Annotated in this window: 21 protein-coding genes and 2 rRNA genes; 18 read left to right on the top strand and 5 right to left on the bottom strand. The window is 59.2% G+C overall.

From position 1 onward, the window contains the following. Window positions 1–128: ribosomal RNA gene (locus tag AB5Z54_RS04090) — 23S ribosomal RNA — on the top strand; the annotation flags it as partial. A gap of 143 nt (window positions 129–271) precedes the next feature. Further along, a 5S ribosomal RNA gene (gene rrf, locus AB5Z54_RS04085) occupies window positions 272–387 on the top strand. Between the two features lie 133 nt (window positions 388–520). Here the strand turns inward: rrf and AB5Z54_RS04080 are convergent. Further along, window positions 521–988: a hypothetical protein gene (locus AB5Z54_RS04080; RefSeq protein WP_368160343.1), complete on the bottom strand. Its 468-nt coding sequence runs from the start codon at window positions 986–988 to the stop codon at window positions 521–523. 277 nt (window positions 989–1,265) lie between these two features. Between AB5Z54_RS04080 and AB5Z54_RS04075 the strand changes: the two genes are divergently transcribed. Then, on the top strand, window positions 1,266–1,697 hold the full coding sequence (locus AB5Z54_RS04075; protein ID WP_035138719.1) for an Hsp20/alpha crystallin family protein: 432 nt from the start codon (window positions 1,266–1,268) through the stop codon (window positions 1,695–1,697). Between the two features lie 82 nt (window positions 1,698–1,779). Here AB5Z54_RS04075 and AB5Z54_RS04070 read toward each other — a convergent pair whose 3' ends face one another. After that, window positions 1,780–2,589 carry an MBL fold metallo-hydrolase gene (locus AB5Z54_RS04070; protein ID WP_368160341.1) on the bottom strand — a complete coding sequence of 270 codons (810 nt, stop codon included), beginning with the start codon at window positions 2,587–2,589 and terminating at the stop codon, window positions 1,780–1,782. 48 nt (window positions 2,590–2,637) lie between these two features. Here AB5Z54_RS04070 and tilS point away from each other — a divergent pair, with 48 nt between their 5' ends. From tilS to AB5Z54_RS04045, 5 genes are all read left to right on the top strand, one after another. After that, window positions 2,638–4,179 (top strand): tRNA lysidine(34) synthetase TilS, encoded by a 1,542-nt coding sequence (gene tilS, locus AB5Z54_RS04065; protein WP_368160339.1) that lies wholly within the window; start codon window positions 2,638–2,640, stop codon window positions 4,177–4,179. A gap of 147 nt (window positions 4,180–4,326) precedes the next feature. After that, a complete protein-coding gene (gene hpt, locus AB5Z54_RS04060) occupies window positions 4,327–4,875 on the top strand; it encodes a hypoxanthine phosphoribosyltransferase (RefSeq protein ID WP_117774133.1) in 549 nt (182 codons plus the stop codon). Window position 4,876: 1 nt separating this feature from the next. Continuing rightward, window positions 4,877–7,009, top strand: a complete 2,133-nt coding sequence (gene ftsH / locus AB5Z54_RS04055; RefSeq protein ID WP_368160336.1) for an ATP-dependent zinc metalloprotease FtsH — start codon at window positions 4,877–4,879, stop codon at window positions 7,007–7,009. A gap of 189 nt (window positions 7,010–7,198) precedes the next feature. Continuing rightward, entirely contained in the window at window positions 7,199–8,383 is a 1,185-nt protein-coding gene (locus AB5Z54_RS04050; RefSeq protein WP_368135269.1) for a pyridoxal phosphate-dependent aminotransferase, read from the top strand. Between the two features lie 165 nt (window positions 8,384–8,548). After that, window positions 8,549–9,370 carry a phosphatase gene (locus AB5Z54_RS04045; protein ID WP_368135270.1) on the top strand — a complete coding sequence of 274 codons (822 nt, stop codon included), beginning with the start codon at window positions 8,549–8,551 and terminating at the stop codon, window positions 9,368–9,370. A gap of 65 nt (window positions 9,371–9,435) precedes the next feature. Here AB5Z54_RS04045 and rlmD read toward each other — a convergent pair whose 3' ends face one another. Continuing rightward, the gene (rlmD, locus tag AB5Z54_RS04040; RefSeq protein WP_368135271.1) at window positions 9,436–10,884 is read right to left on the bottom strand and encodes a 23S rRNA (uracil(1939)-C(5))-methyltransferase RlmD; all 1,449 of its coding nucleotides are present in this window, start codon (window positions 10,882–10,884) and stop codon (window positions 9,436–9,438) included. A gap of 339 nt (window positions 10,885–11,223) precedes the next feature. On the opposite strand from rlmD, the gene AB5Z54_RS04035 reads away from it, so the two are divergent. The 4 genes from AB5Z54_RS04035 to AB5Z54_RS04020 all read left to right on the top strand — a co-directional run bounded on the left by AB5Z54_RS04035 (window position 11,224) and on the right by AB5Z54_RS04020 (window position 16,018). Further along, the gene (locus tag AB5Z54_RS04035; RefSeq protein WP_368135272.1) at window positions 11,224–12,084 is read left to right on the top strand and encodes a transporter substrate-binding domain-containing protein; all 861 of its coding nucleotides are present in this window, start codon (window positions 11,224–11,226) and stop codon (window positions 12,082–12,084) included. Between the two features lie 150 nt (window positions 12,085–12,234). Next, the gene (locus tag AB5Z54_RS04030) at window positions 12,235–12,888 is read left to right on the top strand and encodes an amino acid ABC transporter permease (protein WP_438265566.1); all 654 of its coding nucleotides are present in this window, start codon (window positions 12,235–12,237) and stop codon (window positions 12,886–12,888) included. Then, complete coding sequence (locus AB5Z54_RS04025; protein WP_368135273.1) at window positions 12,881–13,645, top strand: amino acid ABC transporter ATP-binding protein; 765 nt, start codon at window positions 12,881–12,883, stop codon at window positions 13,643–13,645. The genes AB5Z54_RS04030 and AB5Z54_RS04025 overlap by 8 nt, the downstream gene beginning before the upstream one ends. A gap of 297 nt (window positions 13,646–13,942) precedes the next feature. Continuing rightward, window positions 13,943–16,018, top strand: a complete 2,076-nt coding sequence (locus AB5Z54_RS04020) for an elongation factor G (protein ID WP_368135274.1) — start codon at window positions 13,943–13,945, stop codon at window positions 16,016–16,018. Between the two features lie 127 nt (window positions 16,019–16,145). On the opposite strand, the gene AB5Z54_RS04015 is transcribed toward AB5Z54_RS04020, so the two are convergent. Both AB5Z54_RS04015 and AB5Z54_RS04010 read right to left on the bottom strand, forming a co-directional pair. After that, complete coding sequence (locus AB5Z54_RS04015) at window positions 16,146–17,129, bottom strand: DNA/RNA non-specific endonuclease (protein ID WP_368135275.1); 984 nt, start codon at window positions 17,127–17,129, stop codon at window positions 16,146–16,148. A gap of 119 nt (window positions 17,130–17,248) precedes the next feature. After that, entirely contained in the window at window positions 17,249–18,259 is a 1,011-nt protein-coding gene (locus AB5Z54_RS04010) for a LacI family DNA-binding transcriptional regulator (protein ID WP_040359542.1), read from the bottom strand. Between the two features lie 415 nt (window positions 18,260–18,674). Between AB5Z54_RS04010 and AB5Z54_RS04005 the strand changes: the two genes are divergently transcribed. The 6 genes from AB5Z54_RS04005 to AB5Z54_RS03980 all read left to right on the top strand — a co-directional run bounded on the left by AB5Z54_RS04005 (window position 18,675) and on the right by AB5Z54_RS03980 (window position 24,671). After that, window positions 18,675–20,147 carry a PTS fructose transporter subunit IIC gene (locus AB5Z54_RS04005; RefSeq protein ID WP_196033257.1) on the top strand — a complete coding sequence of 491 codons (1,473 nt, stop codon included), beginning with the start codon at window positions 18,675–18,677 and terminating at the stop codon, window positions 20,145–20,147. Window positions 20,148–20,291: 144 nt separating this feature from the next. Further along, window positions 20,292–21,566: a class II D-tagatose-bisphosphate aldolase non-catalytic subunit gene (locus AB5Z54_RS04000; protein ID WP_006235615.1), complete on the top strand. Its 1,275-nt coding sequence runs from the start codon at window positions 20,292–20,294 to the stop codon at window positions 21,564–21,566. 125 nt (window positions 21,567–21,691) lie between these two features. Further along, window positions 21,692–22,375, top strand: coding sequence for a fructose-6-phosphate aldolase (gene fsa, locus AB5Z54_RS03995; protein ID WP_006235616.1), 684 nt, complete (start codon window positions 21,692–21,694; stop codon window positions 22,373–22,375). Between the two features lie 63 nt (window positions 22,376–22,438). Then, on the top strand, window positions 22,439–23,269 hold the full coding sequence (locus AB5Z54_RS03990) for a transketolase (protein ID WP_368135277.1): 831 nt from the start codon (window positions 22,439–22,441) through the stop codon (window positions 23,267–23,269). Beyond that, window positions 23,269–24,207, top strand: a complete 939-nt coding sequence (locus tag AB5Z54_RS03985) for a transketolase family protein (protein ID WP_196033265.1) — start codon at window positions 23,269–23,271, stop codon at window positions 24,205–24,207. The genes AB5Z54_RS03990 and AB5Z54_RS03985 overlap by 1 nt, the downstream gene beginning before the upstream one ends. Before the next feature lie 11 nt (window positions 24,208–24,218). Further along, window positions 24,219–24,671, top strand: a complete 453-nt coding sequence (locus tag AB5Z54_RS03980) for a PTS sugar transporter subunit IIA (RefSeq protein WP_368135278.1) — start codon at window positions 24,219–24,221, stop codon at window positions 24,669–24,671. The last annotated feature ends 286 nt before the right edge of the window (window positions 24,672–24,957 follow it).

Here is a 24,957-nt window from a genome sequence, read left to right as displayed (position 1 = left end):
AAGCCGTTCCAGGGATTAGTTCTCCTTCCGGTAAGGGCCCAGGTAGACTACCTGGTCGATAGACGGCAGGTGCAAGGGCGGCGACGTCCTCAGCCGAGCCGCACTAATCGCCCGAGCTCTTCCGGAACCGCACCTCGCGGCCCGCGGGACTGAGCGCTCACGCGCGGTCCGGGCACGAGGATGCCCCCGAGTCATCTTTCCTATGCGCCATGCGGCCCCCAGGGCACGTGTATGCGATACCGGACACCGTAACGGTGGGCGCCGCCCACCGGTCAGCGGCCAGAGCATGGGGGGCACGCCCGGTCCCGTTCCGAACCCGGAAGCTAAGCCCCATCGCGCCGAGAGTACTGCGGGGTCAGCCCGTGGGAGGCCAGGGCGCCGCTGACCGGTGGACGGCACCGAGCCGTCGATCGACTTGAAGAAGGGGGAGGCCTCGCGGCCTCCCCCTTTTTTGCGTTTACACTTCACAATGTCGTTGCATTTCACCTGTAACCCGGTTGGGCTTATGGGTAATGAGCTTTTATTTAAAGACAATAAATCGAATCACAAGGGCAACAGCTATGGCCACAATGATCAAAAGCAGGATTGTCAGTCGATGCTGCTTGCGTCGTTTATTTGACGAAACGAAGATTGATTTTCCCTGTTTTGGCGTCTCGAGATAACGAGCCGAATGCGTTAAGGTTTGCTTAGGTCGAGGGCCTCTTTGCTGCTGAGTTATGGGCGTTTTCGTGGGGTCGTCATTGATCGCGCTGTTTTTTGATAACGGTGCATCTTTCAAATATACGGGATCGCTCGATGCGACGCCCATATGCTTACGTCCCGTCTGGGCATCCTCGAGCGTTTGATATCGATTTCTCGTCACATACTCGGGCTCTGCATCATTAATGGGCTCTTGCGAGATGTGGGGACGATGGAACCGTGGCGGCTGCGTGAAAGTTTCTTCCCCCTGCGTCGGCATATACATATTTTTCTGGTTTTGGTCGTCCATGATGCCCTTTAGCTCGTTACCAACAACGTGTACGCGCTCATTGTAAGCCCCTTGTTATTTGTAGCTGGGGACATACTCGGTATTTAAGCTCTGGTTCAAAGAACCTTAACCTTCCTAAAACCTTAGTGCTACACACTTAGATATGCTTATAGTACTGGACTCAAAAAACTTTATAGTCGATGTATATATGAGCACCGGGTGGGCATATATAAGAGCGTCAAAAGAAGTCCCAGTCACCTGGAAGATGACTCGGCAGTCCTATAAAGGAGTGGTAAACATGGCAAGCATGGTTCCTTATCGTTCGGTTTTTGGCGTTCGTCCCTCTGCAAGCTCGCTGTTCGATCTGTTTGATGATATGAGCGACCTAGCGAACAGCTCGATTGCCTCTAAGGCGTTCCCCGTTGACGTTGAGGATAAGGGCGATGGCTATGAGGTCAAGGCTTATCTGACCGGTGTCGCCAAGGACGATATCGATGTCGAGCTTAACGAGGGCCGTCTCTCCATTAGCGTGAATGTCGAGGAAGACGAGGAGAACGAGGGTAAGAACTTCCTGCAGAAGGAGTTCAGCTCGTACAGCGCGACGCGTGGTGTGTATCTCAAGGATGCTTCGAGCGAGGGTCTCTCGGCTAAGTACGCCGACGGCATCCTGACCGTTACGGTTCCCAAGATCGTCGAGAAGAAGAACGTTACGAAGATCTCCATCGACTAACTTCGTTGGTGTTCTGCGCTATTAAAAGATAACAAAAGGGGCTGGGAAGCGATTCCCGGCCCCTTTTGCTGTCTAGGACAGTCTATTGAATGGTTGCTGGCCGATACTGGCTTGCGGGGCGTATCGAGAGATTTCGCGATCCTTGGAGAAGGGTGGCGGAGCTGCCGACCTCGTCATCCAGGGTTGCGGCTAGAGCTTTGGCATAGCTTTTGACGGTAAGACTCGGGCGATTGTTATCTTGGCTGATATGCATGGCAATGAGCTGTTCGGTGCGATCGGTAACAAGCTCGCGTGCGGCTTCGGCGGCCTGATCGTTGGACAGATGCCCTTTTGTAGATAGGATGCGCTCCTGAAGAAAGCGGGGATATTCTCCCTCGCGCAGCATGGTCACATCGTGGTTGCTTTCGAGCGCGAGGACTCGACAATCTTTGAGGGTGTTCATGGCCTGGCTCGATAGCTCTCCGGTGTCGGTGGCAAAGCCAATGGAATCTTCGGGGGCGTCGAATCGAAAGCCGACTGGATTGATGACATCGTGTGATGTTGAGTAGGTTTGCACGTGGATGCCGGCAATGGATAGGGTGTCACCGGGATCGAATTCCTCGACAGGCATATGCGAAAGATTTTCTTTGCTCGAAAGTGTGCTCCTGCTGGCAAAGAGGGGGCCGTGCCAATGCTTGCACCAGACATCGAGACCTTTGATGTGATCGCTATGCTCATGCGTAATGAGAAGAGCCGAGACGTTGTCTGCCGAGAGTCCCAGTTCTGCCATGCGCTTTAATGTCTCGCGGCGAGAAAGACCGTCGTCAATCATGATGAGCCCCCGGGGGCCTTCGATGAGCGCGCAGTTGCCTTTTGAGCCGCTGCCAAGGATATGAAGGTGCAGACGAGACATAAGATTCCAAAGGATACAATGGGTGCGAACGAATAGAGGAGGAAGCAAATGCCAACGGTATCTCAGCATTATGGACACCATGCTGCATCGTGGGCTGATGATAAAGCTCTGGCAACGCGGCAGACGGCTGCCCCCGTGGTGCTCATGGTATCAGGTGGTGCGGACTCGACGGCTTTGCTCCTTATGGCGTGCACATCAAAGTTGGATATTCAGGATGGGCGTGGTGTAGCTCCCATCGCGCGCGAGCGACTGCACGTGCTGCATGTGAACCATCATCTGCGCGGTGAGGCATCCGATGGCGACGAGGCCTTTGTGCGCGGCCTATGCGCACAATATGGCTTGCCGCTGTGTGTTGAGCATGCCTATTTTGATGATGAATCGGGCAATATCGAGGCGGCTGCCCGCGAGGTGCGCTATGCCGCGGCGCGGAGGTATGTCCGCGAGCTCTGCGCCCAGACGGGGGCACCGCGAACGGCGGCTCGTATCTGCACCGCGCACACGTCTTCGGATCGCGCGGAAACGTTTTTGATGAACGCGATTAAGGGTTCGGGGCCCGCTGGTCTATCGAGCATTCCTCGCCGGAGGAATATCGTGGTGCGTCCCTTGCTCGACCTGACTCATGATGAGCTCGTGGGCTATCTGCAGGTGCATGGTCAGCCGTGGCGAGAGGACGAGAGCAACGAGGACGTGTCGTACTTGCGTAACTACGTGCGCCATCGGGTGATGCCGGTGGTGGCGCAGCGCAACGCGAGCGTCTGTAAGACGATTGGCGCCGCCTGCGAGATCTTAGGCGATGAGGACGCCTTTCTTTCCCAGCTTTCCGCGCAGGCGTTTCGAAGCTGCCTGCGTAAGGAGGCGGCGGGTGCACTGGTCCTTGACGCTCGCCGACTGGCCGCGGCCGAGGTGGTGATTGCTCGGCGCATGGTGCGACTGGCAATTAAGCGTATCGACCCCGACGCTCGCCCGGAGATGCGGCATGTGGAGCGCGTGCTCGCCTGTGTCGCCGAAGGCTCGGGTTCGGTCACGCTGCCGGCGGGAATCGATGCGCGCGTGGAGTTTGGCATGCTGTCAATCAAGGCCCCGGCGGCGCGCGAGGGGTTAGTTGCCGATTGGGTCACCATTCCCGGTCGATTGCCGCTGGGGGCGGGCCGCATCCTGGTGGCAGAGACGATGGCCGTCGAGCCGGGGTGCGATATTGTGCGCCGTGCCCGTGAACTCGCGGGTGCCGGAGGGGTGGCCGCTATGGTGGATGCCGCGGCGCTGGGCTTTGCCGATCGCGATAGCGAACGGATGCTCGCCGGCTCGCGCGGGGAGATTCCCGCCGAGGCGCGTTTGGCGCGTCTGTGGGTAGACGGTCCCGTGCCGGGGGATGTGATGTGTCCGTTGGGCATGAGTGGGCGAAGTAAGAAGGTGTCCGACCTGCTCAACGAGGCTCGTATTCCCGTCTCTGAGCGCGCAGGCGTTCCTGTGCTGAGAACGGCTCCGGGAGGTGCCGTGGTATGGGTCGCAGGCGTTCGCACAGACGAGCGTTTTAAATGCACGGCCGCAACGCGCGTGGCGTATCTGCTTCGTGTGGTCGATGCGGAATAGCGTTCCACGTCAGCTATTCTGTGCGACGTTGACGGTATTCCCGCGCTGATGGCGTATGGGCTGGAAAATATACCCCGTGCGCTGCTAGAATGTGAAGTTCGCGTCCATACGGCGGTGTGTGGGCGATAAGCACAAGAAAGGGTTGTCATGGCTTCTCAACATCCGGATATCGAGAAGGTTCTGTTTACGCAGGAGGATATCGACGGTATCGTCTCTCGCCTAGGCGAGCAGATTACTCGCGACTACGCGGGTAAGGATCTGGTGCTGATTGCGGTCCTGCGCGGCGCCGTGGTCTTTATGGGCGACCTGATGCGCAAGATCGAGCTGCCGACCAACATCGATTTCATGGCTGTTTCGAGCTATGGCGACGGTGTGAAGTCCTCGGGTATCGTGCGTATCATTAAGGACCTGGATATCGACATCCGCGGTCGCGACGTGCTGATCGTCGAGGACATTCTGGACTCGGGCCTGACGCTCAAGTATCTGATGAAGAACCTCGAGAGCCGCAAGCCCGCTTCTCTGGAGGTCGCCGCCTTCCTGTGGAAGGACGTTGAGGACCGTACCTCGGCCATCACGCCCAAGTATGTTGGAACCCATTGCCCCGATGCCTTTGTGGTGGGCTACGGCCTCGACTATGCCGAGCGCTATCGTAACCTTCCGTATCTGGGCATTTTGAAACCGGAGGTTTATTCGTAAGATGCCCGACGACCGTAACGATAACAATTCCCAGACTCCCCGGGAGCCTAAGATCCCGGGGGTGCCCGGAGGCAAGAAGCCCACGCGTACGGGCTGGCTGTATTTTATTTTGGCTTGCGCGCTCCTGGGCTACGCCTTCTTTAACATGGGCTCCGGCTTTGCCAATTCCAGCAATACCGTTAAGCTCGCGACGAGCGAGATGGTGAGTGCCATCAAGCAGGATCGCGTCGAAGATCTGACCTATACGGTTCAAGACGGAAGCGTGACGGGTCATTACTGGAAGACGAAGAAGGACAAGGGCGATACGAGCGAGCTCAAGAGCTTCTCCTCGACCTATGTCGGCTCCGATTCGCTTGCCGAGCTTATGGCGGAGCACCCCGATACTAAGTACATCGTCAACACCAACGATCCCGATTTTTGGGGCGACTTGGCGATGAGCGTGCTTCCGACGATCGCCCTGATCGCTATCATGTTCTACTTTATGCGCCAGATGATGGGCGCCAACAACAGGAACATGCAGTTTGGCAAGACCAACGCCAAGACCAACGAGGCCACACGCCCCAAGGTCAAGTTTGAAGACGTTGCCGGCGTGGACGAGGCAGTCGAGGAGCTCGAGGAGATCCGTGACTTTTTGAGCGATCCGGATCGCTATCGCAAGCTGGGCGCCAAGATCCCGCGTGGCGTGTTGCTGGTTGGCCCTCCGGGCACCGGTAAAACGCTGCTGGCCAAGGCCGTTGCCGGCGAGGCGGGCGTGCCGTTCTTTAGCATCTCGGGTTCCGACTTTGTCGAGATGTTCGTAGGTGTCGGCGCCAGCCGTGTGCGTGACCTCTTTAAGGAGGCCAAGTCCCAGGCCCCGTCGATCATCTTCATCGATGAGATCGATGCCGTGGGACGTCAGCGCGGAGCCGGCTTGGGCGGCGGCCACGACGAGCGCGAGCAGACGCTCAACCAGCTGCTGGTCGAGATGGACGGTTTTGAGGAAAGCGAGTCGGTCATCCTGATCGCTGCGACCAACCGTCCTGACATCCTGGATCCGGCATTGCTGCGTCCCGGCCGTTTTGACCGTCAGGTTACGGTCGACTGTCCGGATGTGAAGGGGCGCGAGCAGATCTTGCGCGTGCATGCCGAGAACAAGCCGATGGACGAGGACGTTAAGTTTGAGAAGCTCGCCCAGATGACCGTTGGCTTTACTGGCGCCGATTTGGCGAACCTGCTCAACGAGTCTGCGCTGCTGGCTGCCCGCCGCCATCGTTCCGTGATCTCGATGGACGAGGTCGAGGAATCGATGGAGCGCGTGATTGCCGGACCGCAGCGCAAGGGTCGCGTGATGACCGAGGCCGAGCGCACCACGATTGCCTACCACGAGAGCGGTCACGCCCTGGTGGGCCACATCTTGGAGCATTCCGATCCGGTTCACAAGATCTCGATCGTCAGCCGTGGCCAGGCGCTGGGCTACACACTGCAGCTTCCGCAGGAGGACCACTTCCTCAAGACCAAGAACGAGATGCTCGACGAGCTCGCCGTGTTCTTGGGCGGTCGCGTTGCCGAGGAGCTCATGTGCGATGACATTACGTCGGGCGCGAGCAACGATCTGGAGCGCGCAACCAAGATGGCGCGCGAGATGGTCACGCGCCTGGGCATGAGCGAGGAGCTGGGCACGCAAGTGTTTGGCGAGGCGCAACATCAGGTGTTCCTCGGTCGCGATTACGCCGATCATCAGGATTACTCCGAGGAGACGGCGCGCCGCATCGATATCGAGGTTCAGCGCATCATGCGCGAGGCCCATCGTCGTGCGGTCGAGATCCTGGACGCCCGTCGCGATCAGCTCGATCTGATGGCGAAGGTGCTGCTTGAGCGCGAGACCGTCGAAGGTGACGCCGTGAACGCCCTGCTCGACAACGAGTGGGATGCCTACCTTGAGCGCGAGGGCGATATCCTGGCGGCCAAGGAGGAGCGTAATGCCAAAGCGGCCGGCATGCCGACCAAGAAGCGCGCGCCTCGCATGAGTGAGGAGGAGCTGGCGGCTGATGCCGCGGCCTTTGCGCAGGCGGCCATGCAGGAGGATGCCGAAGCCGCATCCGATGCTGCCTGCGATGACCGTGCCGTCAACGCCGATGCCGACACCGACAAATAGCCCTTGTAACAAAAGCCTCCGCGGGGAAACCTGCGGAGGCTTTTCCTTTTGGCCGATATGGGGCCGTCTGTTGATTGGGGACAGACTTAAATGAGCGTTTTCACGCATTTAAGTCTGTCCCCAATCAACATTGCTGCGGCACTTTGCTCGGCTAAAGCGTACAATAGCGCCTATGCGAAAGGGGAACAGATGATCAACGAAACTATGTATGCTCGCGGTGCGGAAAGCTCCATCATCCGCGAGATCTTTAGCTATGGTCTTGAGCGCAAGGCGCAGATCGGTGCGGAGAACGTATTCGATTTTTCGCTGGGCAACCCGAGTGTTCCGGCGCCCGCTGCCGTGGCGGAGTCCATTAAGAAGGCCTTGGAGCTGCCGAGTGACCAGCTGCACGGTTACACCCCTGCACCGGGCCTGCCGCAATGTCGAGCAGCCGTTGCCGAATCGCTCAACCGCCGCTTTGGCACGAGCTATGAGGGCAAGGACGTCTTTATGACGGTGGGCGCCGCGGCTTCGCTCACCTGCACGCTCAACGCCGTTACAAATCCGGGCGACGAGGTTATTGTTATCGCCCCGTACTTTCCGGAGTATCGCGTGTGGATTGAGAAGGCCGGCTGTACGTGTGTTGAGGCGCTCGCCGATGAAGACACGTTCCAGCTGAGCGTGGACAACGTACTCAAGGCGATCAGCGATAAGACGGCGGCCGTCATTATCGACTCGCCCAACAATCCGACCGGTGCCGTGTATACGCGCGACACGCTGACGCGACTGGCCAATGTTTTGCGCGAGGTCAACGCCAAGCGCGATCCCGAGAATCCGATTGTCCTCATCTCGGATGAGCCGTATCGCGAGATCGTGTACGGTGCCGAGGTGCCTTGGGTACCCTCGATCTACGAGAACACCGTGGTGTGCTACTCGTATTCTAAGTCGCTGTCGCTGCCTGGTGAGCGCGTGGGCTGGATCTTGGTTCCCAACACCAATCCGCAGGCTGCGCGTCTGATGCCGGCTGTTGCGGGTGCTGCCCGTACGCTGGGTTTTGTATGTGCACCGGCGCTCTTCCAGCGCGTGATTATCGATTGCATCGATGAGCCGAGCGATATCGAGGCTTATGCTCGCAACCGCACGGCGCTCACCGACGCCTTGGCGGACTACGGCTATACCTATGTTGAGCCGGATGGTGCTTTCTACCTGTGGGTGAAGGCGCTCGAGCCCGATGCGAATGCGTTTTGCGAGCGCGCAAAGAAGTATGAGCTGCTTGCGGTGCCCTCGGACAGCTTTGGCATGCCTGGTTGGTTCCGCCTGGGCTATTGCGTGAGTTACGAAACGATTATCAATTCGCTACCCGCTTGGAAACAGTTGGCGGACGACTATCGTTAAAAGTAAAGCGCTCTGCTTACAATGTTTTACGTGAAACGGGGTTTGGTGTTAAGCCAGGCCCCGTTGTCATGGACGTTGTGTCGTTGGGATGGAGCGGTTTTACGACCATCGAATGCTATGCGTACAATGAATATACGCGACGGCCACACCGGATAAGGAGACCCGATGCCCTACCTTCTTTCTTGTGACATTCATACTCATACGCTGTTCTCCGCGCATGCATATTCGACCATTGAGGAGAATGTGTACTGGGCGGCAGAGCGTGGCCTGCAGGTGCTCGGATCTGCCGACCATCTGAGCTCTATGGTTACGGCTTGCCCTAATGACCTGCGCAGTTATCAGTTCTTTATCAACCAGAATATCTGGCCGCGCATTTGGAGCGGCGTGCTGGTGCTGCGTGGTGCCGAGGCCGATATCGTTTCACTGGACGGAAGCCTGTTTGGCGAGGACACTCCTGTCACGCTCGATATCGCCGGCGATTCGTACAGCCGCCAGCATTCGCTGTTCGATTTGGTTACGCGCAATTTGGATTATTTGGTTGCAAGCGTGCATAATCCGCAGATTGCTGAGGGCGCAACGATGGCCCAGACGACCGAGATGTATATCAACGCCCTGGAGCACCCCAAGGTGTTCATGCTGGGTCACACGGGGCGCTCGGGCGTGCCGTTCGATATCGACGAGGTGCTGTTGGCTGCTAAGGCCAAGCACAAGATTATCGAGATCAACAACCATAGTCTTGAACATGGTGTCGACACTGAGCATTGGGCCGTATGCCGCAAGATCGCCGAGCGCTGCGCCGAGCTGGGCGTGGGCATTGGCGTGTCGACCGATGCCCACATTGGCATGGCCATTGGCAAACTCGACCAGGCGCGCAAGATGCTCGACGAGATTCACTTCCCGCTGGACCTGATCGTGACGCGCGACCGCGAGACGCTGCTGCGCGAGATGGCGGCGGCCGGCGTGTGCGACCTGCGCAAGGGGATGTAGCGGAATTTATAAACCAAGTGAAGGGGGCGGCCCAGACGGGTCGCCCCCTTTCTTGTGCCGGTGGATTAGCGGCGTTCGAGGACTGCTACGGTTTCGGTGTGGTCGGTGTGGGGGAACATGTCGACGGGCGTGATCTTGAGCAGGCGATAGCCTCTGTCGAGGAGCTGGTGCAGGTCGCGCTCTTGGGTTACGGGGTTGCAGCTGATATAGGTGATGCGGCGCGGCTTAAGTGCGCAGGCAGCTTCGAGGAACTCAGGGGTAGAGCCGGCGCGCGGCGGATCGATGGAAAGGACATCGACCCGCTCGTTGTTGTCGGCGGCATCCAGGATGTAATCGGTGGCATCGTCGGCCATAAACCAGGCGCTGCGGGTAAGACCGTTGAGCTCGGCATTGCGGCGTGCGTCGGCAATGCCCGCCGGGTTGCGCTCCACGCCGAGCAGTATGATGCCGATCCCCTTGTTCTGGGCATCTTTAGCTGCGCAAAGACCGATGGTGCCGCTGCCGCAGTAAGCATCCATGAGCACATCGCCCTGGTGCAGATCCATGCCGTCGATAGCGAGCTGGTAGAGCAGCTCGGTCTGTTGCGGGTTGGTCTGGTAGAACGCGGTGGGGGAGATATCGAATTCGCAGCCGAGCAGCTGGTCGCGCATGCACTCGGCGCCATATACAATACGGGTTTCCTCGCCGAGGATGGCGTTGCCGGGACGTCCGTTGATGTTTTGGGCGACGGTGACGATACGCGGATCGAGTGCAGCGACGGCCTCAAAGAATTCCTGCGCATGCGGCAGGTCGCGCTGGGCGGTCACGAGGGTGACCATGATCTGGTCGGTGCGCCAGCCGCAGCGAACGACGGCATAGCGAAGCAGCCCGAGATGTTTGTCTTCGTTAAAGGCGGGAATGTGCAGGCGCTCGGCCTCGCGCGCGATGCCGTTGAGGATCTGTCGGGCGCCCGGTGCCTCGACAGGGCATTCGGGAACAGCAACGATTCTGTGCGTGCCACGTTCAAAAAAGCCGCATCGAACAGAGCCCTCTTTGCCGGGGGCAAAGGGAGTGGCGGCCTTATGGCGAAAACCGCGTGGCGCAGGATATTTGCCTGGGTCGCCCAGGGTGACTCCCATACCGCGAATGGGGTCGACGCTAATACCCTCGCGCTCGCAAAGAGCAGCAAAAAGCTCCTCCATAGCAGCCTGCTTGGCCGCCAGCTGCTTCTTATAAGGACGATTGAGCGCCGTGCACCCGCCGCAAGCTCTCATAATGGAACAGGGAGACTTGGGGTCCACAGCCTTATGAGCGGACCGGGACGACTCTTTATGCGAATGCTTGGAACGAGCTTGAGGTGCCTTATCCTCGCTCCGACGAAAGCTGGGGCGCTTGGCCTTAGCCTTGCCCTTGGCCGACTTACCTTTCGCGTCCTGAGACGACTTGGATTTCTTGGAAGATTTTTTCTCCTCCGGCCCCTCAGCCGCCTCGATCAAAGCACGACGAGCCTTACGCTCCGCACGAGATTCTGCCATCAATAACTCCACTAATTCATGAATTAAAGCTGCAAGTATTGTAGCGTGCCAGGCCAGCAGACGATATACAAGCGGTTTAATCGTGTCAGTGATAAGCCCAACGACGGTTGCCCGCCGCGTGAGGGGTGTGGGGGTTAAGTTTATCGCGAGTTCCGCACGAACAGGAGGCCACTTAATGTGGCCTCCGTCGTGAGCAGGACTGTAGAGCAGGAAACTTAACCCCCACACCCCTCACGCGGCGGGCAAACCCTCCCTTGTACTTTATCAAGGTAGAGTGTATGATTCTGGTCGTTACATGATTCACTTTACTTAACTAAAGTGCCACCAAGGGGGAATACCATGAATACCGATATGTCTCGTCGTCAGTTTGTTGGTCTAGCCGGCTCGTTTGCCACGGTGCTCGGCCTTGGTCTTGTCGGCTGCGGCGGTGGCGCCGGCAAGGGCTCCGCTGCTGGCTCTGCCGCGGCCAAGGATGTGAAGGGCGCTGCGGAGTCCAAGAAGCTCGTGGTGGGCTTTGACAAGTCCTACCCTCCGTACGGCTTTGTGGGTGACGATGGCGAGTACACGGGCTTTGACCTTGACCTTGCCAAGGCTGTTGCCGATAAGCAGGGCTGGGATGTCGATTACGAGGCCATCGATTGGGATGCCAAGGACACGCTGCTCAATTCGGGCGCCATCAACTGCATCTGGAACGGCTTTACCATGGAGGGCCGCGAGGACGACTACACGTTCTCCGAGCCGTACATGCTCAACGAGCAGGTGCTGGTGGTCAAGAAGGATGCGGGCATTAAGAGCTGGGATGACGTTGCCGGCAAGACGGTGATTACCCAGACCGATTCCGCTGCGCAGGATGTGCTCGAGGGTGACCAGAAGGATTTGGCGGCAACATTCGCCACGTTCGACACCATCGGCGAGTACAACACGGCCTTTATGCAGCTCGAGAGCGGCGCGGTCGATGCCGTGGCCTGCGACCTTTCGATTGCACAGTATCAGCTTGCCGCCAAGCCCGATGCCTATACGCAGCTTGATGAGCCGCTGTCCAGCGAGCACTACGCTGTCGGCTTTAAGAAGGGCGACACCAAGTCTGCCGATGCCGTGACCGAGTCGCTCAAGGCACTCTATGAGGACGGCACGGTCAAGGACCTCTGCGACAAGTATTCAAGCTACGGTCTTTCCTTCGACAACTGGGTTTTGAAATAGCGGCTTTCCCAGGCACCCGATTTTGCCGTTCAAACCGTCGCTTGCGTACATTTAGTACGCGGCGCTCCTCTTTCACGGCAAACTTGGGCACCTGGAAAACCCGCTTTAGCATTGGGTTTACTGTTCTGTTGTCGTGAAAGAGAGCTTGGGTTGTCTATTCAGGTCATGATGCAGATGCTTGGCCAGGGATTCTTGGTCAGCTTGCAGCTGTTTGTGTTGACGCTGCTCGGGTCGATTCCGCTGGGAATCCCCGTGGCGTTTATGCGCATGAGCAAAATCGCGCCGCTTCGCTGGATCGCGCGTATCTATATTTCGGTGATGCGCGGCACGCCGCTCATGCTGCAGATGTTTGCCATCTACTTTGCCCCGTACTACGTGTTCGGCATCTCGCTCACGCCCGATTCCAAGTGGACGGCGTGCGTTGTGGCGTTCATCATCAACTACGCCGGCTACTTTGCCGAGATCTATCGCTCGGGCCTGCAGTCCATTCCGCGCGGTCAATATGAGGCCGCCGAGGTGCTGGGCTATTCGCGCACGCAGACGTTTCTGTATATCGTGATGCCGCAGGTCGCCAAGCGCATTTTGCCGGCGATGGGCAACGAGATTATCACGCTGGTCAAAGACACGTCGCTGGCGTTTGCCATCGGCGTGGGGGAGATGTTCTCGACGGCCAAGGCGCTGGTTGCCTCGCAAGTGAGCATGGTGCCGTTTGCCATTGCGGCGCTGATCTACTGGGTCTTTAACTTTGTGGTCGAGATGATGCTGGGCGCTGCCGAGAAAAAATTGGATTACTACCATGATTAATTCGGTAATGAATATATCGAACGCGCGCAAGGCGTTTGGCGGCAATGAGGTGCTCAAGGATATTTCGCTCGAGGTCGAGCGTGGCGAGGTCGTGGCGATTATCGGGCCTTCAGGTGGCGGCAAGTCCACGCTGCTGCGCTGTGCCACGCTGCTCGAGACACTCGACGGAGGCTCGCTCTCATTTGGCGATCTTGCCGTCGCGACGGATGCGGGTTCGGGCGCGGTGTACGCAAAGGGCGATGTACCTAAACAGGCGCGCTCGCGGTTTGGTCTGGTGTTCCAGAACTACAATCTGTTCCCGCACTATACCGTGATGAAAAACATCATCGACGCGCCGATCCGCGTGCTTAAGCGCCCGCGCGAGCAGGCGGAAGCTCGTGCGCATGAATTGATTGCTCAGATGGGGCTTGTGGGCAACGAGAACAAGGTTCCGTGTGAGCTTTCGGGCGGTCAGCAGCAGCGCGTGAGTATTGCCCGCGCCTTGGCGCTCGACCCGGAGATCTTGTTCTTTGACGAGCCGACCTCGGCGCTCGATCCCGAGCTGACGGCTGAGGTGCTGCGTGTCATTAAGGACCTCGCTGCGCAGAACATGACGATGGTGATCGTGACCCACGCGATGCAGTTTGCGCGCGATGTTGCCGACCGTGTGGTCTTTATGGACGGCGGCCGCATTGTCGAGGAGGGGCCTGCCGAGCAGGTTATCGACCATCCGCGCGAGCAGCGCACGCGTGAGTTCTTGAGCCGTATCGAGGGCTAAGCTCAGCTATGTATTGAGAAGAAGCCGCCGCGGGTCTTATGGACTGCGGCGGCTTTTATTTGTATCGATGGGGTTTAATAATCGCCTGGCATACTTGCTCTGTCCTCTCGCCGCCTGTATTCATACGAGCGCCGAAAGGTGTGCATGGACGGTCGCCCGTGAGGGTAGGGTGGTGGCATAGGACATTTGGAGGGTGAGTCGGCTCGGCTGCCGACCATGCTGCTCCCGGGATGGCACCGACCGCGAACTCTCCCCGTTGGCGTCGCGCATTGCGCGCGGCCCTGCAAGGAGGTCATCATGGGTGCTCCCCAGACCGGTAACGTAAGGAACGTGGTGCTCGTAGGCCAAGGCGGGGTGGGCAAGACTTCACTCGCCGAAGCCATGCTCCACCTTTCCGGCAAGACCGCCCGCCTGGGCGGCCACGACGGCACCAAGCCCACGCTCGACTATGACCCCGAAGAGGTCAAGCGTGCATTTTCCATCTCGACGACCATCGCGCCGATCGACTGGAAGGGCGCGCGCATCAATGTGCTCGATGCCCCGTGCTACCCCGATTTTATCGGCGACGCCTTTGCCGCGATGAGCGTCTGCGAGACGGCTCTGTTTGTGGTCGACGCCGAGGCCGGCCCGCAGCCTACGACGGTTAAGCTCTGGTATGCCGCCGAGGACCTGCGCCTGGCGCGTGCGGTGTTCGTAAACCGCCTGTCGCGCTCCGAGGCCAGCTTTGCGACCACGATGGACCTGCTGCAGGAGCGCTTTGGCACGCGCCTGGGCGCCGTGACCCTTCCCTGGGGCGAGGGCGAGGACTTTGACGGCATCATCGACCTGGTGCGCATGAAGGCGCGCCATTGCAACGGCACCGAAGCCGTTGAGTCGGAGATTCCCGAGGAGTATCGTGCCCAGGCCGAGGAGGCCCATGACCATCTGTGCGAGCTGGTGGCCGAGGCTGACGACGAACTGATGATGAAGTACCTGGAGGGCGAGGAGACGCTGACGCAGGAGGAGCTTGAGGGCCTGCTGTCGAAGGCGATCGCCGAGCGCATCTTTGTGCCGGTCTTTGCGGGCGATTGCATTAAGGAGCAGGGCGTCAACTCGCTGATGGACGACATCGCGACGTACTTCCCGGCGCCGACCGACTACGGCGAGATGCCGCTTATCGACGGCGATTCGCTCAAGATTTCAAGCGACGATGATCGTCCGGTGGCGTTTGTGTTTAAGACCCTGGCCGATCCGCAGCAGGGTCGCATCAGCTTTATTAAGGTGCTGACGGGTACGCTTGAGCCAGGCCTTGAGCTGGTCAACGCGCGCACGCGCAAGGGCGACCGTCTGGCTCACCTGTATGTGATGTGCGGCCGCGACATGACCGAGGTCGGTCACGCCTATGCCGGCGACATTATCGTGGCACCCAAGCTGGCGGCCGAGACGGGCGATACGCTCTCGATTACCGGCAAGGTCGAGGCTGCGGCGTTTAAGTTCCCCAACTCGCAGTACCGCATTGCCATCGAGGCCGAGAATCGCGGGGACGAAGAGAAGCTCTACACGTTTATCGAGAAGGCCTGCAAGGCCGATCCGACCATGAGCATCGATCGTGACGAGGAGACCGGCCAGACCATTATCTCCGCCGTGGGTGAGGCGCAGGTTTCGGTGCTGCTCAACCGTTTGGAGGACCGTACCAAGGTCGTGGCCAAGAGCGTGCCGATCCGCATTCCGTATCGCGAGACCATCCGCCGCACGGCGAGCGCCCAGGGCCGCCACAAGAAGCAGACCGGTGGTGCCGGTCAGTACGGCGACTGCTGGCTGCGCGTGGAGCCGCTTATTGGGCCCGACGGCACGAGCGACGGCTACGAGTTTGTGGATGAGGTCGTAGGCGGCCGCATTCCGCGCTCGCTGATTCCCGCCGTGGACAAGGGTGTCCAGGAGACCATGAAGGACGGCATCATTGCCGGCTACCCGCTCACGGGCATTCGCGTGGCTGTGTACGACGGCTCGTATCACAGCGTCGACTCCAACGAGATGGCGTTCCGCGCGGCAGCTCGCATCGGCCTGCGCAAGGCATGTGCCGATGCCGACCCGGTGGTGCTGGAGCCCATTGAGGAAATTACGGTGACCATCCCCGAGAGCTACGCCGGCGCTGTGATGGGCGACATCTCGGCATCGCGCGGTCGCGTGACGGGCATGGAGACCGATGAGCGCGGCGACACCGTGGTCATCGCCCAGGCACCTCTCGCCGAGCTGACGGATTATTCGACGCGCCTGCGCTCTATCACGCGCGGCACGGGTGACTTTACCATGAAGCCCGCAGGCTATGAGCAGGTGCCTTATGACGTTCAGGCCAAGCTGGTCGAGCGCTATGAGGAGGGCCGCGCCAAGTAGCACGTGATTTTGTCTGCAATGTAGGTGCTGACGAAAGGGCCGCCCTGGGTAACCGGGGCGGCTCTTTTTGATTCCTTGGGGACGGAGGAAAACGGATCATTTAGGCTTTGGGGCAGCTTGGTCGGTCCTAGTCTCCCGAGGCCTGATTGCGGCCGGTGGTGTAGTCGATCTGCACGTGCGGCTGCAGGTTGTAGCAATATACGTGGAAGCAGAGGGTCTTGCCGTGGTCCTCGACCGATTGCGCCTCAAGGCGCATGCCACGGCAGACAAGTTCCTCTTCGTTATACATAGGCGTGACGCGGTAGAGCACATGGTTGCCCGTATCGCGAATATAGTTGAGAATCTGCTCTTCAAACGGCAGCATGCCCGTCTCGTTGAGATAGCGCGTGCCGGTGAGGAGATTTTTGCGGTTGGCGTTTTCGCCGCAGAGCGACCAGGCGATAAGGTGACAGCGGTTGTAGAGGCTCTGGCCCGGAATAAAGTCGTAGCGCTGCTGGCGCCATCCAGCGGGATGGATACGCGAGATATCGCCGCGCTCGCCTTGACCGAGCGATTCGGGGCCCACACAGGCGAGCGCTTTGCGGGTGCGGCCCAGGCTGTCGAGTTTGGAGAACTTCTTAAAGCAACCCTCTTCTGCAGCGCGCTCGTATTCATCGAGCGTGAATGATGGTGTGCCTAGCGGGTGCGTGCTGTCGGCGCGAAGGGCAACGTAGGGGTTGCCGGCGTAGTCGGGAATGCTGCTGAGATAAACACCGCGGGCGCGGTTGAGGTCGGGGTTTTCGACCTCGTCGATGGGGGTGGCGGCACTGTCCGCGGAAACGTCGTCATCGGTGTCGGTTGCGGCGGAATCGGAGCCATCGCCAGAGTCTTGGCCGTTTTGAGGGTCTGAAGAGCTCACTGTTCCCGATTCGAGCCGGGCAACCAGGTCTGCCTCGTCGTCGGTGCGGCTGGGGCTCTCGTTTTGTTTTTCGGCCAGAGCCGCCGCCTGTTCATCGCTTTGCGGCGACAGCAGCTTGGGAGCTCCGTCGAGCGATCCCGTAAACAGCGCAAACCCCAACGCCAGGGCGGTGCCGATGGAAAGTACTTGCTTGTAGGCGGGCTTGTGCGACATTGAGGCTCCTGGATGGACGGTTGGGAATCTACCAGTCTAGCAGGAGCCGGCAGGGGCCGTTCTGTCGAACAAATACTCAAGATTTGGGATAGACGCTACTGATTCATTTGTCCCGCGTTCTAGATCGAGGTGGAGTCGAGCCAGTTAAGCTTGCACTCGAGAATGCGCTGCTCGCCGGGTTCGCTGCTGCCGTCAAGTAGGGCGAGCAGCATCTCGGCTGCTTCGCGACCTTCTTGGTCGACGGGCTCGATGATGGTGGAGACGGTCGGCGTGGTGAGATTAGTCCAGTCTTCGCAGTTGAGTCCCAAAAGGCCGATTTGCTGCGGAAGCAGATGGGCCATTGGCTGGAGGGCCTTGTAGACACGGGGAAGTGCCCACTGATTTTGCACGAAGATAAGGGTTCGCTTGGCGGGATTGAACTTGAATTTAAAGTACTCGGTAAGCTCGTTGATTGACGGCTTGTTGTGATCGATGGGAATCGCTTTGTAGAGCTGCCCGTTCGCTGCCAGCGCCTCGGCATACCCCTGAAAACGCTCCATGCGGGTGCGCATTTCGGTCATGTTGGCGGCAATGGAAAAGAAATCTTCGTAGCCGGCGTCGAGGAGTGCCTGTGTGGCGTTGTACACGCCGTCGTAAAGGTTGGTTTTGATCCAGCTGGTACCTGGGCTATAGATGGCCGCATCGAAAAAGACGACCGGCTTGCCGGCGCGTCTAATGCGGTCATGCACGGCTTTGAAGTTTGCCGTGGGCTGGATGATAAAGCCATCGACGCCCAGCGAGAGCATCTTGTCGACGTACATGAGCTCGGTCTCGGGGTTAAAGTTGCTCGTGCAAACGACCGTCTGGTAGCCCGCGGGGAGCATGACCTGCTCCATGCCATTGAGAACGAGCCCCGCCCATTTGTTGGTGTTATCCAAAATGATGATGGCAATGACGTGGGTTTGCTTGCCGGTGAGCGTCTGCGCTTGGGCGTTGGGAACGTATCCGAGTTCCTTAATGACGCGCGCGATTTTGTTCTGCGTCTTCTCGCTAAGCTTTTCTCGTTTGTCGTTGAGGTAATACGAGACGCTTGCCGTCGAGGTTCCCGCCTCTCGAGCGACGTCTGCGATCGTAACGCGCTGTTTTGCCACAGCGACTCCTTCCGACAGATGAGCATTTTCCAACATGATGACTTTGAGTCTTGGTGAAGGATACGCTTCGGTGAGCGGCTTTTTCCTTTCATATGAGTATGCAACAAATGCGGCATACGGGTGGGGTCGAAATTTGTGACCGGCATGCGCATCTGCCGTCTACCGAGAAAATCAAATACTTCTTGACTTTTGAAATCGAGGGCAAAATCGCAGGATTCATTTTTGGTTAAACGCATAACTAAATCGCATAACCAACGCTCTGACCTGCGCGTTTACCGAAATAAGCTGGCATTAAGAAAAACGAGCACCTATATTGTTCTTGTCGAAAAGACAGCAAGTCCAAACGGCAGGGGATGCTCCGGAGGCCTCCGCAAACGGTGTCTTGCGCACGCAACTCTATGAAAAGAGGGAAGCAATGAAGATCGTAGGCGTTGCCGCCTGTACTGTGGGTATCGCCCACACGTATATGGCCCAGAAGGCGATTCAGGATGAATGCGCCGCCCGTGGCATCGAGTGCAAGGTCGAGGCTCAGGGTGGCCTGGGTATCGAGAATGAGCTCACGCAGGAAGACGTGGACTCCGCCGACCTGGTCCTGGAGTCCGTCGACGTGGGTGTCGAGAACGAGGACCGTTTTGAGCAGAAGATGGCCGAGGGCAAGTTCCTGAAGGTCGGCACCTCGGATGTAATCGCCGATCCGGTAAAGATCATCGACCAGGCCATTGAGATCATCAAGGCGACGGGTGGCGCCGTTGACGCGCCCAAGGCCGAGGCCAAGGCAGAGAAGAAGGCCGTCTCCGCTGCCCCGCAGGCCCCGACACCGGCGTCCAAGCAGTCTATCTTTGCCGATCCGGGTAAGACGCTGCTCAATGCATTCAATACCGGCGTTTCCTATTTTATCCCCATCGTCGTTATCGGCGGCGTGTTCCTCGCCTTCTCGCTGGCATCCGGTACCGCCGGCGCCAACGGCATGGAGGTTACGAACCCGCTGATGGTGAGTCTTAACACCATCGGCATGGCCGGCATCTCCATGATGATTCCGGTGCTTGCGGCATACATCGCCTACTCGATGGCTGGCAAGCCCGCGCTCGCCCCCGGTTTTGTCCTGGGCTACCTGGTCAACAACGCAGTCGTTACCCCTAACGGCAACAGCGTTTCGACCGGCTTCTTGGGCGCCATGATCATGGCGGTCATCTGCGGCTACTTTGTCCGCTGGATGAAGACCTGGAAGGTCAACAACACCATCCAGACCATCATGCCCATCCTGATCATCCCGATTCTGACCTCGCTTGTCCTGGGCATGGCCTATATCTACATCCTGGCCACGCCGCTTGGCTTTGTGATGGACTGGCTCACCGGCGTGCTCGGCAGCCTGCAGGGCGGTTCCGCAGTTGTCCTGGGTCTGGTCATTGGCGTTATGACCGCCTTCGATATGGGTGGCCCCATCAACAAGACCGCCTCGACCTTCACCATGGCCATCATGGCCTCCGGTATCTACGGTCCTAACGGTATGTTCCGCGTCGCCGTCGCCGTTCCCCCGATCGCCTGTGGTCTCGCTGCGCTCATCGCCAAGAACAAGTTCGATGACGCCGACCGCCAGATGGGCATCTCCGCGCTGTTCATGGGCTGCATCGGTATTACCGAGGGCGCTATCCCCTTTGCGGTCAAGGACCTCGGTCACACCCTTCCCGGCATCTGCATCGGCTCTGCCGTGGGCGCGGCGCTCGCCGCCTTCCAGGGTATCGACTGCTACGTCCCGCACGGTGGCTTTATCGTCGCCCTTGCCACCAACAACGTCGCGCTGTTCTGCCTGGACATCGTGATTGGCGCCGTGGTCGCCGCTGCAATCCTGATTGCCATGAAGCCCACGCTCGACAAGCAGGCCAAGTAAACCTTTAAGGACTCCGGTTGTGCGGAGGGATGGATTTGACTCCGCACAACCGCCCCTACACAACAAAATCCATCCGTACTGATAGGGCCCGCATCTGGGTCCCAGGGAACTTTTGTCAAAAATCCTCTGGAGAAGGAGAACAAAATGTCCAACCTCACCATCCGCCAGGCCGTTCAGGGCATGCTCAAACTGCAGGATAGCGGCGATCACGCAACCATGGTCGGCATTGGCCCCATGAGCCCCAACCTGATTCAGGCCGTGTTCGAGCTTGCCAAGGACGAGGATTTCCCGCCCATGTTTATCGCCAGCCGCAACCAGGTCGATATGGACGAGATGGGCGCCGGCTACGTCAACGGTTGGGACCAGACGCGCTTTGCCGCCGACATCAAGAAGGTCGCCGACGAGGTGGGTTACACCGGTCCGTACTACCTGTGCCGAGATCACGGCGGTCCGTGGCAGCGCGACGAGGAGCGTAACGCCCACCTGCCCGAGGACGAGGCCATGGAGCTCGCCCGCAAGTCCTTCGTCGCCGACATGGAGGCAGGCTTTGACCTGCTGATGGTCGACCCCACCAAGGATCCCTATCAGATCGGCAAGGTTATTCCGCTCGACGTGGTGCTTCGCCGCACGATCGATCTTATCGACTACCTTGAGCAGTACCGTCGCGAGCATAACCTGCCCGAGGTCGCCTATGAGGTCGGTACCGAGGAGACCAATGGCGGCTTGACCTCTACCGATAAGTACGAGGAGTTCATTTCTCAGCTGCAGCCCGAGCTCGAGAAGCGCGGCTGCCCCATGCCCACCTTTATCGTCGGCCAGACCGGCACCCTTACCCGCTGGACGGAGCAGGTCGGTCACTACAACTTCAAGAACGCCCGCGAGCTTGCCGATATGGCCAAGCGCTATGGCGTGGGCCTGAAGGAGCACAACGCCGACTATCTGGACGACGCGACGCTGCTCGAGCACATCCCGGCACACGTGACCGCCTCCAACGTCGCTCCGCAGTATGGCACCGAGGAGACCCGCGCCTACCTCAAGCTCTGCGCCACCGAGCAGATCCTGGTCGACAACGGTCTGTGCGATGACCCCTCCGACCTGTATCACACGCTGCTGGTCAAGGCTATCAAGACCGAGCGCTGGCGCAAGTGGATGACTGGCGACGACGTCAACCTGCAGGTCGATGACATCCTTGCCGACGATGAGCTCAGCCTGAAGATCCTAGATGTCTCCGGCCACTATGCGTTCAACGATCCCGAGGTCAAGGAGCAGGTCGAGAAGCTCTATCGCAACCTCGCTGCCCAAGACATCGACGGCAAGCGCTTTGTGATCGAGCACATCAAGCGCCCGATCAAGCAGTACGTCGTCGGTCTTAACCTCAAGGGCGTCACGAGCCGCATCGAGAAGGCTCTCGAGGACTAAGTAGCTTTTCCTACACGACGCCGGGCCTGGGGCATGTCCCAGCCGCAGGCCCGGCACATAGGACAAAGGGACATCCCCTTTGTCCTATTTTTTGAGTTTTGGATTCCTTCGAAGGAGTTTGCACCATGAAGTTCTTTATCGATACCGCCAATCTGGACGAGATCGCCGAGGCCAAGAGCTGGGGCTGCCTGGCCGGTGTTACCACCAACCCGTCCCTGTACGCCAAGACCGGCGGCAAGCTTGCCGACTTTGAGCCGCATATGCTCAAGATTGCCGAGCTCTGCGAGGGCCTGCCCGTTTCCGCCGAGTCTACCGCTACCACTGCCGAGGGTATGATCGAGGAGGGCAAGCGCCTTGCCGCCCTCGCCCCCAACATCGTGGTCAAGCTTCCCGTGTGCGAGGCCGGCCTTGCCGCCTGCCGTGCGCTGGCCGATGCTGGCGTGCGCGTCAACATGACGCTCGTCTTCTCGCCGACGCAGGCCCTTATGGCCGCCAATGCCGGTGCTCGCTACATCAGCCCGTTTGTCGGTCGTTTCGATGACATCGCCGAGGACGGTATCTCGCAGCTCGACAACGTCGTGACCTGCATTAAGAACTACGACTGGACGGGCAAGAACGTCGACGACACCGTCGAGATCATCACCGCCTCGGTTCGTACGCCCAACCACGTGACCCAGGCCGCGCTACTCGGTGCCGATATTGCGACCGTGCCCATGGCCGCTCTCAAGAAGTGCCTGCATCATCCGCTGACCGACCAGGGCCTCGCCTCTTTTGAGGCTGACTGGCAGAAGGTCGTCGCTCAGGCTTAACGAGTGGATTGCCCCGGCATCGCGTCATCCGGTGCCGGGGTTGTTCTCAAGAGAGGAATTCGTATGACCAACCAGGAGCTGGCGAAGGTCGCCAATGAGGTCAGGAAGGGTGTCGTGACTGCGGTTCACGCGGCCAAGTCGGGACACCCGGGCGGATCGCTCGGTGCCGCCGACATCATGACGTATCTGTACTTTGAGGAAATGAATATCGATCCTGCCGACCCTCACAAGGCCGATCGCGATCGCTTTGTGCTCTCCAAGGGTCACGCGGCGCCGGGCCTGTATTCGGTGTTGGCAAATCGCGGCTATTTTCCCGTCGAAGAGCTCGAGACGCTCCGTCATATTGGCAGCCGACTGCAGGGCCATCCCAACATGAACGACGCCCCTGGCATCGATATGTCCACCGGATCGCTCGGTCAGGGCATCTCCGCCGCGGTTGGAATGGCACTCGCCGCAAAGCGCTGGGGTGACAGCTACCGCGTCTACACGTTGCTGGGCGACGGCGAGTGCGAGGAGGGCCAGGTGTGGGAGGCGGCCATGTTTGCCGGCAACCATGCGCTCGACAATCTTGTTGCCGTCGTCGACCACAACGGCTTGCAGATTGACGGCACGATCGATGAAGTCAACTCGGCCATGCCGCTCGCTGACAAGTTCCGCGCCTTTAAGTGGCATGTGATCGAGCTCGCCGACGGTAACGACATGGCGCAGATTGCCGCCGCCTTTGCCGAGGCCCGCAAAGTGAGCGACTCGCCCGTGGCCATTATCGCCGAGACGGTGAAGGGCAAGGGCGTCTCCTTTATGGAAAACCAGGTGGGCTGGCACGGCAAGGCACCCAACGATGAACAGTTTGAGCAGGCCATGGCCGAGCTCGCAGCGGCAGGGGAGGAGCTCTAATGGCAGACGTCAAGAAAGTCGCCACGCGCGTTAGCTATGGCGAGGCACTTGTCGAGCTCGGCAATGAGCGCGATGACTTTGTGGTTCTCGATGCCGACCTGGCCGCCGCCACGCAGACCGGTAAGTTTAAGGCTGCGCACCCTGAGCGCTTCTACGACGCCGGCATTGCCGAGAGCAACCTGATGGGGCTCGCCGCCGGCATCGCGACCACGGGCCACGTCGCCTTTGCGAGCACCTTTGCGATGTTTGCCGCCGGTCGCGCGTACGAACAAGTGCGTAATTCCATTGGCTATCCGCACCTCAACGTCAAAATCGGTGCCACGCATGCGGGTATCTCGGTCGGTGAAGACGGCGCCACGCATCAGTGCTGCGAGGACATCGCGCTCATGCGCACGATCCCGGGTATGACGGTAATCGTTCCCGCCGATGACATCGAGGCTCGCGCATGCGTGCGCGCCGCCTATGAGTTTGAGGGCCCGGTTTACATGCGCTTCGGCCGCCTGGCAACACCGGTCATCAACGATCACGAGGACTATGAGTTCAAGATTGGTCGCGGCGTGGTCGTGCGCGAGGGGTCCGATGTGACCATCATCGCTTGTGGCCTTATGGTCGCCGAGGCGCTTGAGGCTGCCGAGGCGCTCGCTGCCGATGGTATCGATGCCGAGGTCATCAACATGCACACGATTAAGCCGCTTGATGAGCGCCTGGTGGTTGCCAGCGCCAAGAAGACTGGTCGCGTGGTCACCGCCGAGGAGCATTCGATTATCGGTGGTCTTGGCGAGGCCGTGGCCTCGGTGCTCGCAGAGCAGCATCCGGTGCCGATGCGACGCGTCGGCGTGCGCGATGTGTATGGCGAGTCCGGCCCTGCGGTCGATTTGCTGCACAAGTACGGTTTGGACGCCGACGGCATCGAAGCTGCGGTCAGGTCCGTGTTGTAAGGAAGGTTTCCATGGGATTTGTATCTGTCAACCAAGTGACAATCGGGTATACCGCCGCCTCGCGCGAGGACGCCCTACATTATTTGTCCGAGCAGGCCATCGAGCTCGGCTTTGCCGATGACGCATCTGCCGTAGAGGCCGCCTTCATTGCTCGCGAGAACGAGGCCGAGACCGGCCTTGTCGCCGGTTTTGCCGTTCCGCATGCCAAAAGCGACGCGATCCACACGCCGGGCGTTGCCGTGCTTAAACTGACCGAGCCCGTTGAATGGCCGAGCTTCGATGGGGTGCCCGTCGATGTTGCGCTCGCGCTGTACGTGCCCGCCGGCGAGGCCGGAACTACGCACCTGCGTCTGCTCTCCAAGGCTGCCGTGATGCTGATGGACGCCGGCTTCCGTGACAAGGTGCGCGCGAGCACCGATCCCGTTGAGATTGCGGAGCTCATCAATAGCGGACTCGAAGACTAGAACGGTCATCCCGTTCAATCAATTGATCCTTCTCCAAGGAAAAGGGCCGCGACGCCGTATGGGTGTCACGGCCCTATTTGCGTTTCCCCAGATAAAACCTGCCAAAACAAAACTGTCCCTTTTTGGCAGGTTAATCGGGGACTATTTCACCGCAACTTAGGGCACGGTTAGGAAGTGTGCACCTTAAAGAGTGGAGCCCATGATTAGAGAGGTCGCGCTCATCTCGCTAAATGTCTCTCTAAAGAGAAGGTTGGTTAGAGAGATAGCATTGGGCAGTCTAGCAGCG

It is taken from the genome of Collinsella aerofaciens (assembly GCF_040910185.1).
In the GTDB taxonomy this organism is placed as follows: Bacteria; Actinomycetota; Coriobacteriia; order Coriobacteriales; family Coriobacteriaceae; genus Collinsella; species Collinsella aerofaciens_BF.
This window is presented reverse-complemented; position numbering and strand designations above follow the sequence as displayed.

Coding starts and splice junctions, on each gene's coding strand:
- AB5Z54_RS04080 (WP_368160343.1), bottom strand. CDS start 988: ATGGACGACCAAAACCAGAAAAATATGTATATGCCGACGCAGGGGGAA.
- AB5Z54_RS04075 (WP_035138719.1), top strand. CDS start 1,266: ATGGCAAGCATGGTTCCTTATCGTTCGGTTTTTGGCGTTCGTCCCTCT.
- AB5Z54_RS04070 (WP_368160341.1), bottom strand. CDS start 2,589: ATGTCTCGTCTGCACCTTCATATCCTTGGCAGCGGCTCAAAAGGCAAC.
- tilS (WP_368160339.1), top strand. CDS start 2,638: ATGCCAACGGTATCTCAGCATTATGGACACCATGCTGCATCGTGGGCT.
- hpt (WP_117774133.1), top strand. CDS start 4,327: ATGGCTTCTCAACATCCGGATATCGAGAAGGTTCTGTTTACGCAGGAG.
- ftsH (WP_368160336.1), top strand. CDS start 4,877: ATGCCCGACGACCGTAACGATAACAATTCCCAGACTCCCCGGGAGCCT.
- AB5Z54_RS04050 (WP_368135269.1), top strand. CDS start 7,199: ATGATCAACGAAACTATGTATGCTCGCGGTGCGGAAAGCTCCATCATC.
- AB5Z54_RS04045 (WP_368135270.1), top strand. CDS start 8,549: ATGCCCTACCTTCTTTCTTGTGACATTCATACTCATACGCTGTTCTCC.
- rlmD (WP_368135271.1), bottom strand. CDS start 10,884: ATGGCAGAATCTCGTGCGGAGCGTAAGGCTCGTCGTGCTTTGATCGAG.
- AB5Z54_RS04035 (WP_368135272.1), top strand. CDS start 11,224: ATGAATACCGATATGTCTCGTCGTCAGTTTGTTGGTCTAGCCGGCTCG.
- AB5Z54_RS04025 (WP_368135273.1), top strand. CDS start 12,881: ATGATTAATTCGGTAATGAATATATCGAACGCGCGCAAGGCGTTTGGC.
- AB5Z54_RS04020 (WP_368135274.1), top strand. CDS start 13,943: ATGGGTGCTCCCCAGACCGGTAACGTAAGGAACGTGGTGCTCGTAGGC.
- AB5Z54_RS04015 (WP_368135275.1), bottom strand. CDS start 17,129: ATGTCGCACAAGCCCGCCTACAAGCAAGTACTTTCCATCGGCACCGCC.
- AB5Z54_RS04005 (WP_196033257.1), top strand. CDS start 18,675: ATGAAGATCGTAGGCGTTGCCGCCTGTACTGTGGGTATCGCCCACACG.
- AB5Z54_RS04000 (WP_006235615.1), top strand. CDS start 20,292: ATGTCCAACCTCACCATCCGCCAGGCCGTTCAGGGCATGCTCAAACTG.
- fsa (WP_006235616.1), top strand. CDS start 21,692: ATGAAGTTCTTTATCGATACCGCCAATCTGGACGAGATCGCCGAGGCC.
- AB5Z54_RS03990 (WP_368135277.1), top strand. CDS start 22,439: ATGACCAACCAGGAGCTGGCGAAGGTCGCCAATGAGGTCAGGAAGGGT.
- AB5Z54_RS03985 (WP_196033265.1), top strand. CDS start 23,269: ATGGCAGACGTCAAGAAAGTCGCCACGCGCGTTAGCTATGGCGAGGCA.
- AB5Z54_RS03980 (WP_368135278.1), top strand. CDS start 24,219: ATGGGATTTGTATCTGTCAACCAAGTGACAATCGGGTATACCGCCGCC.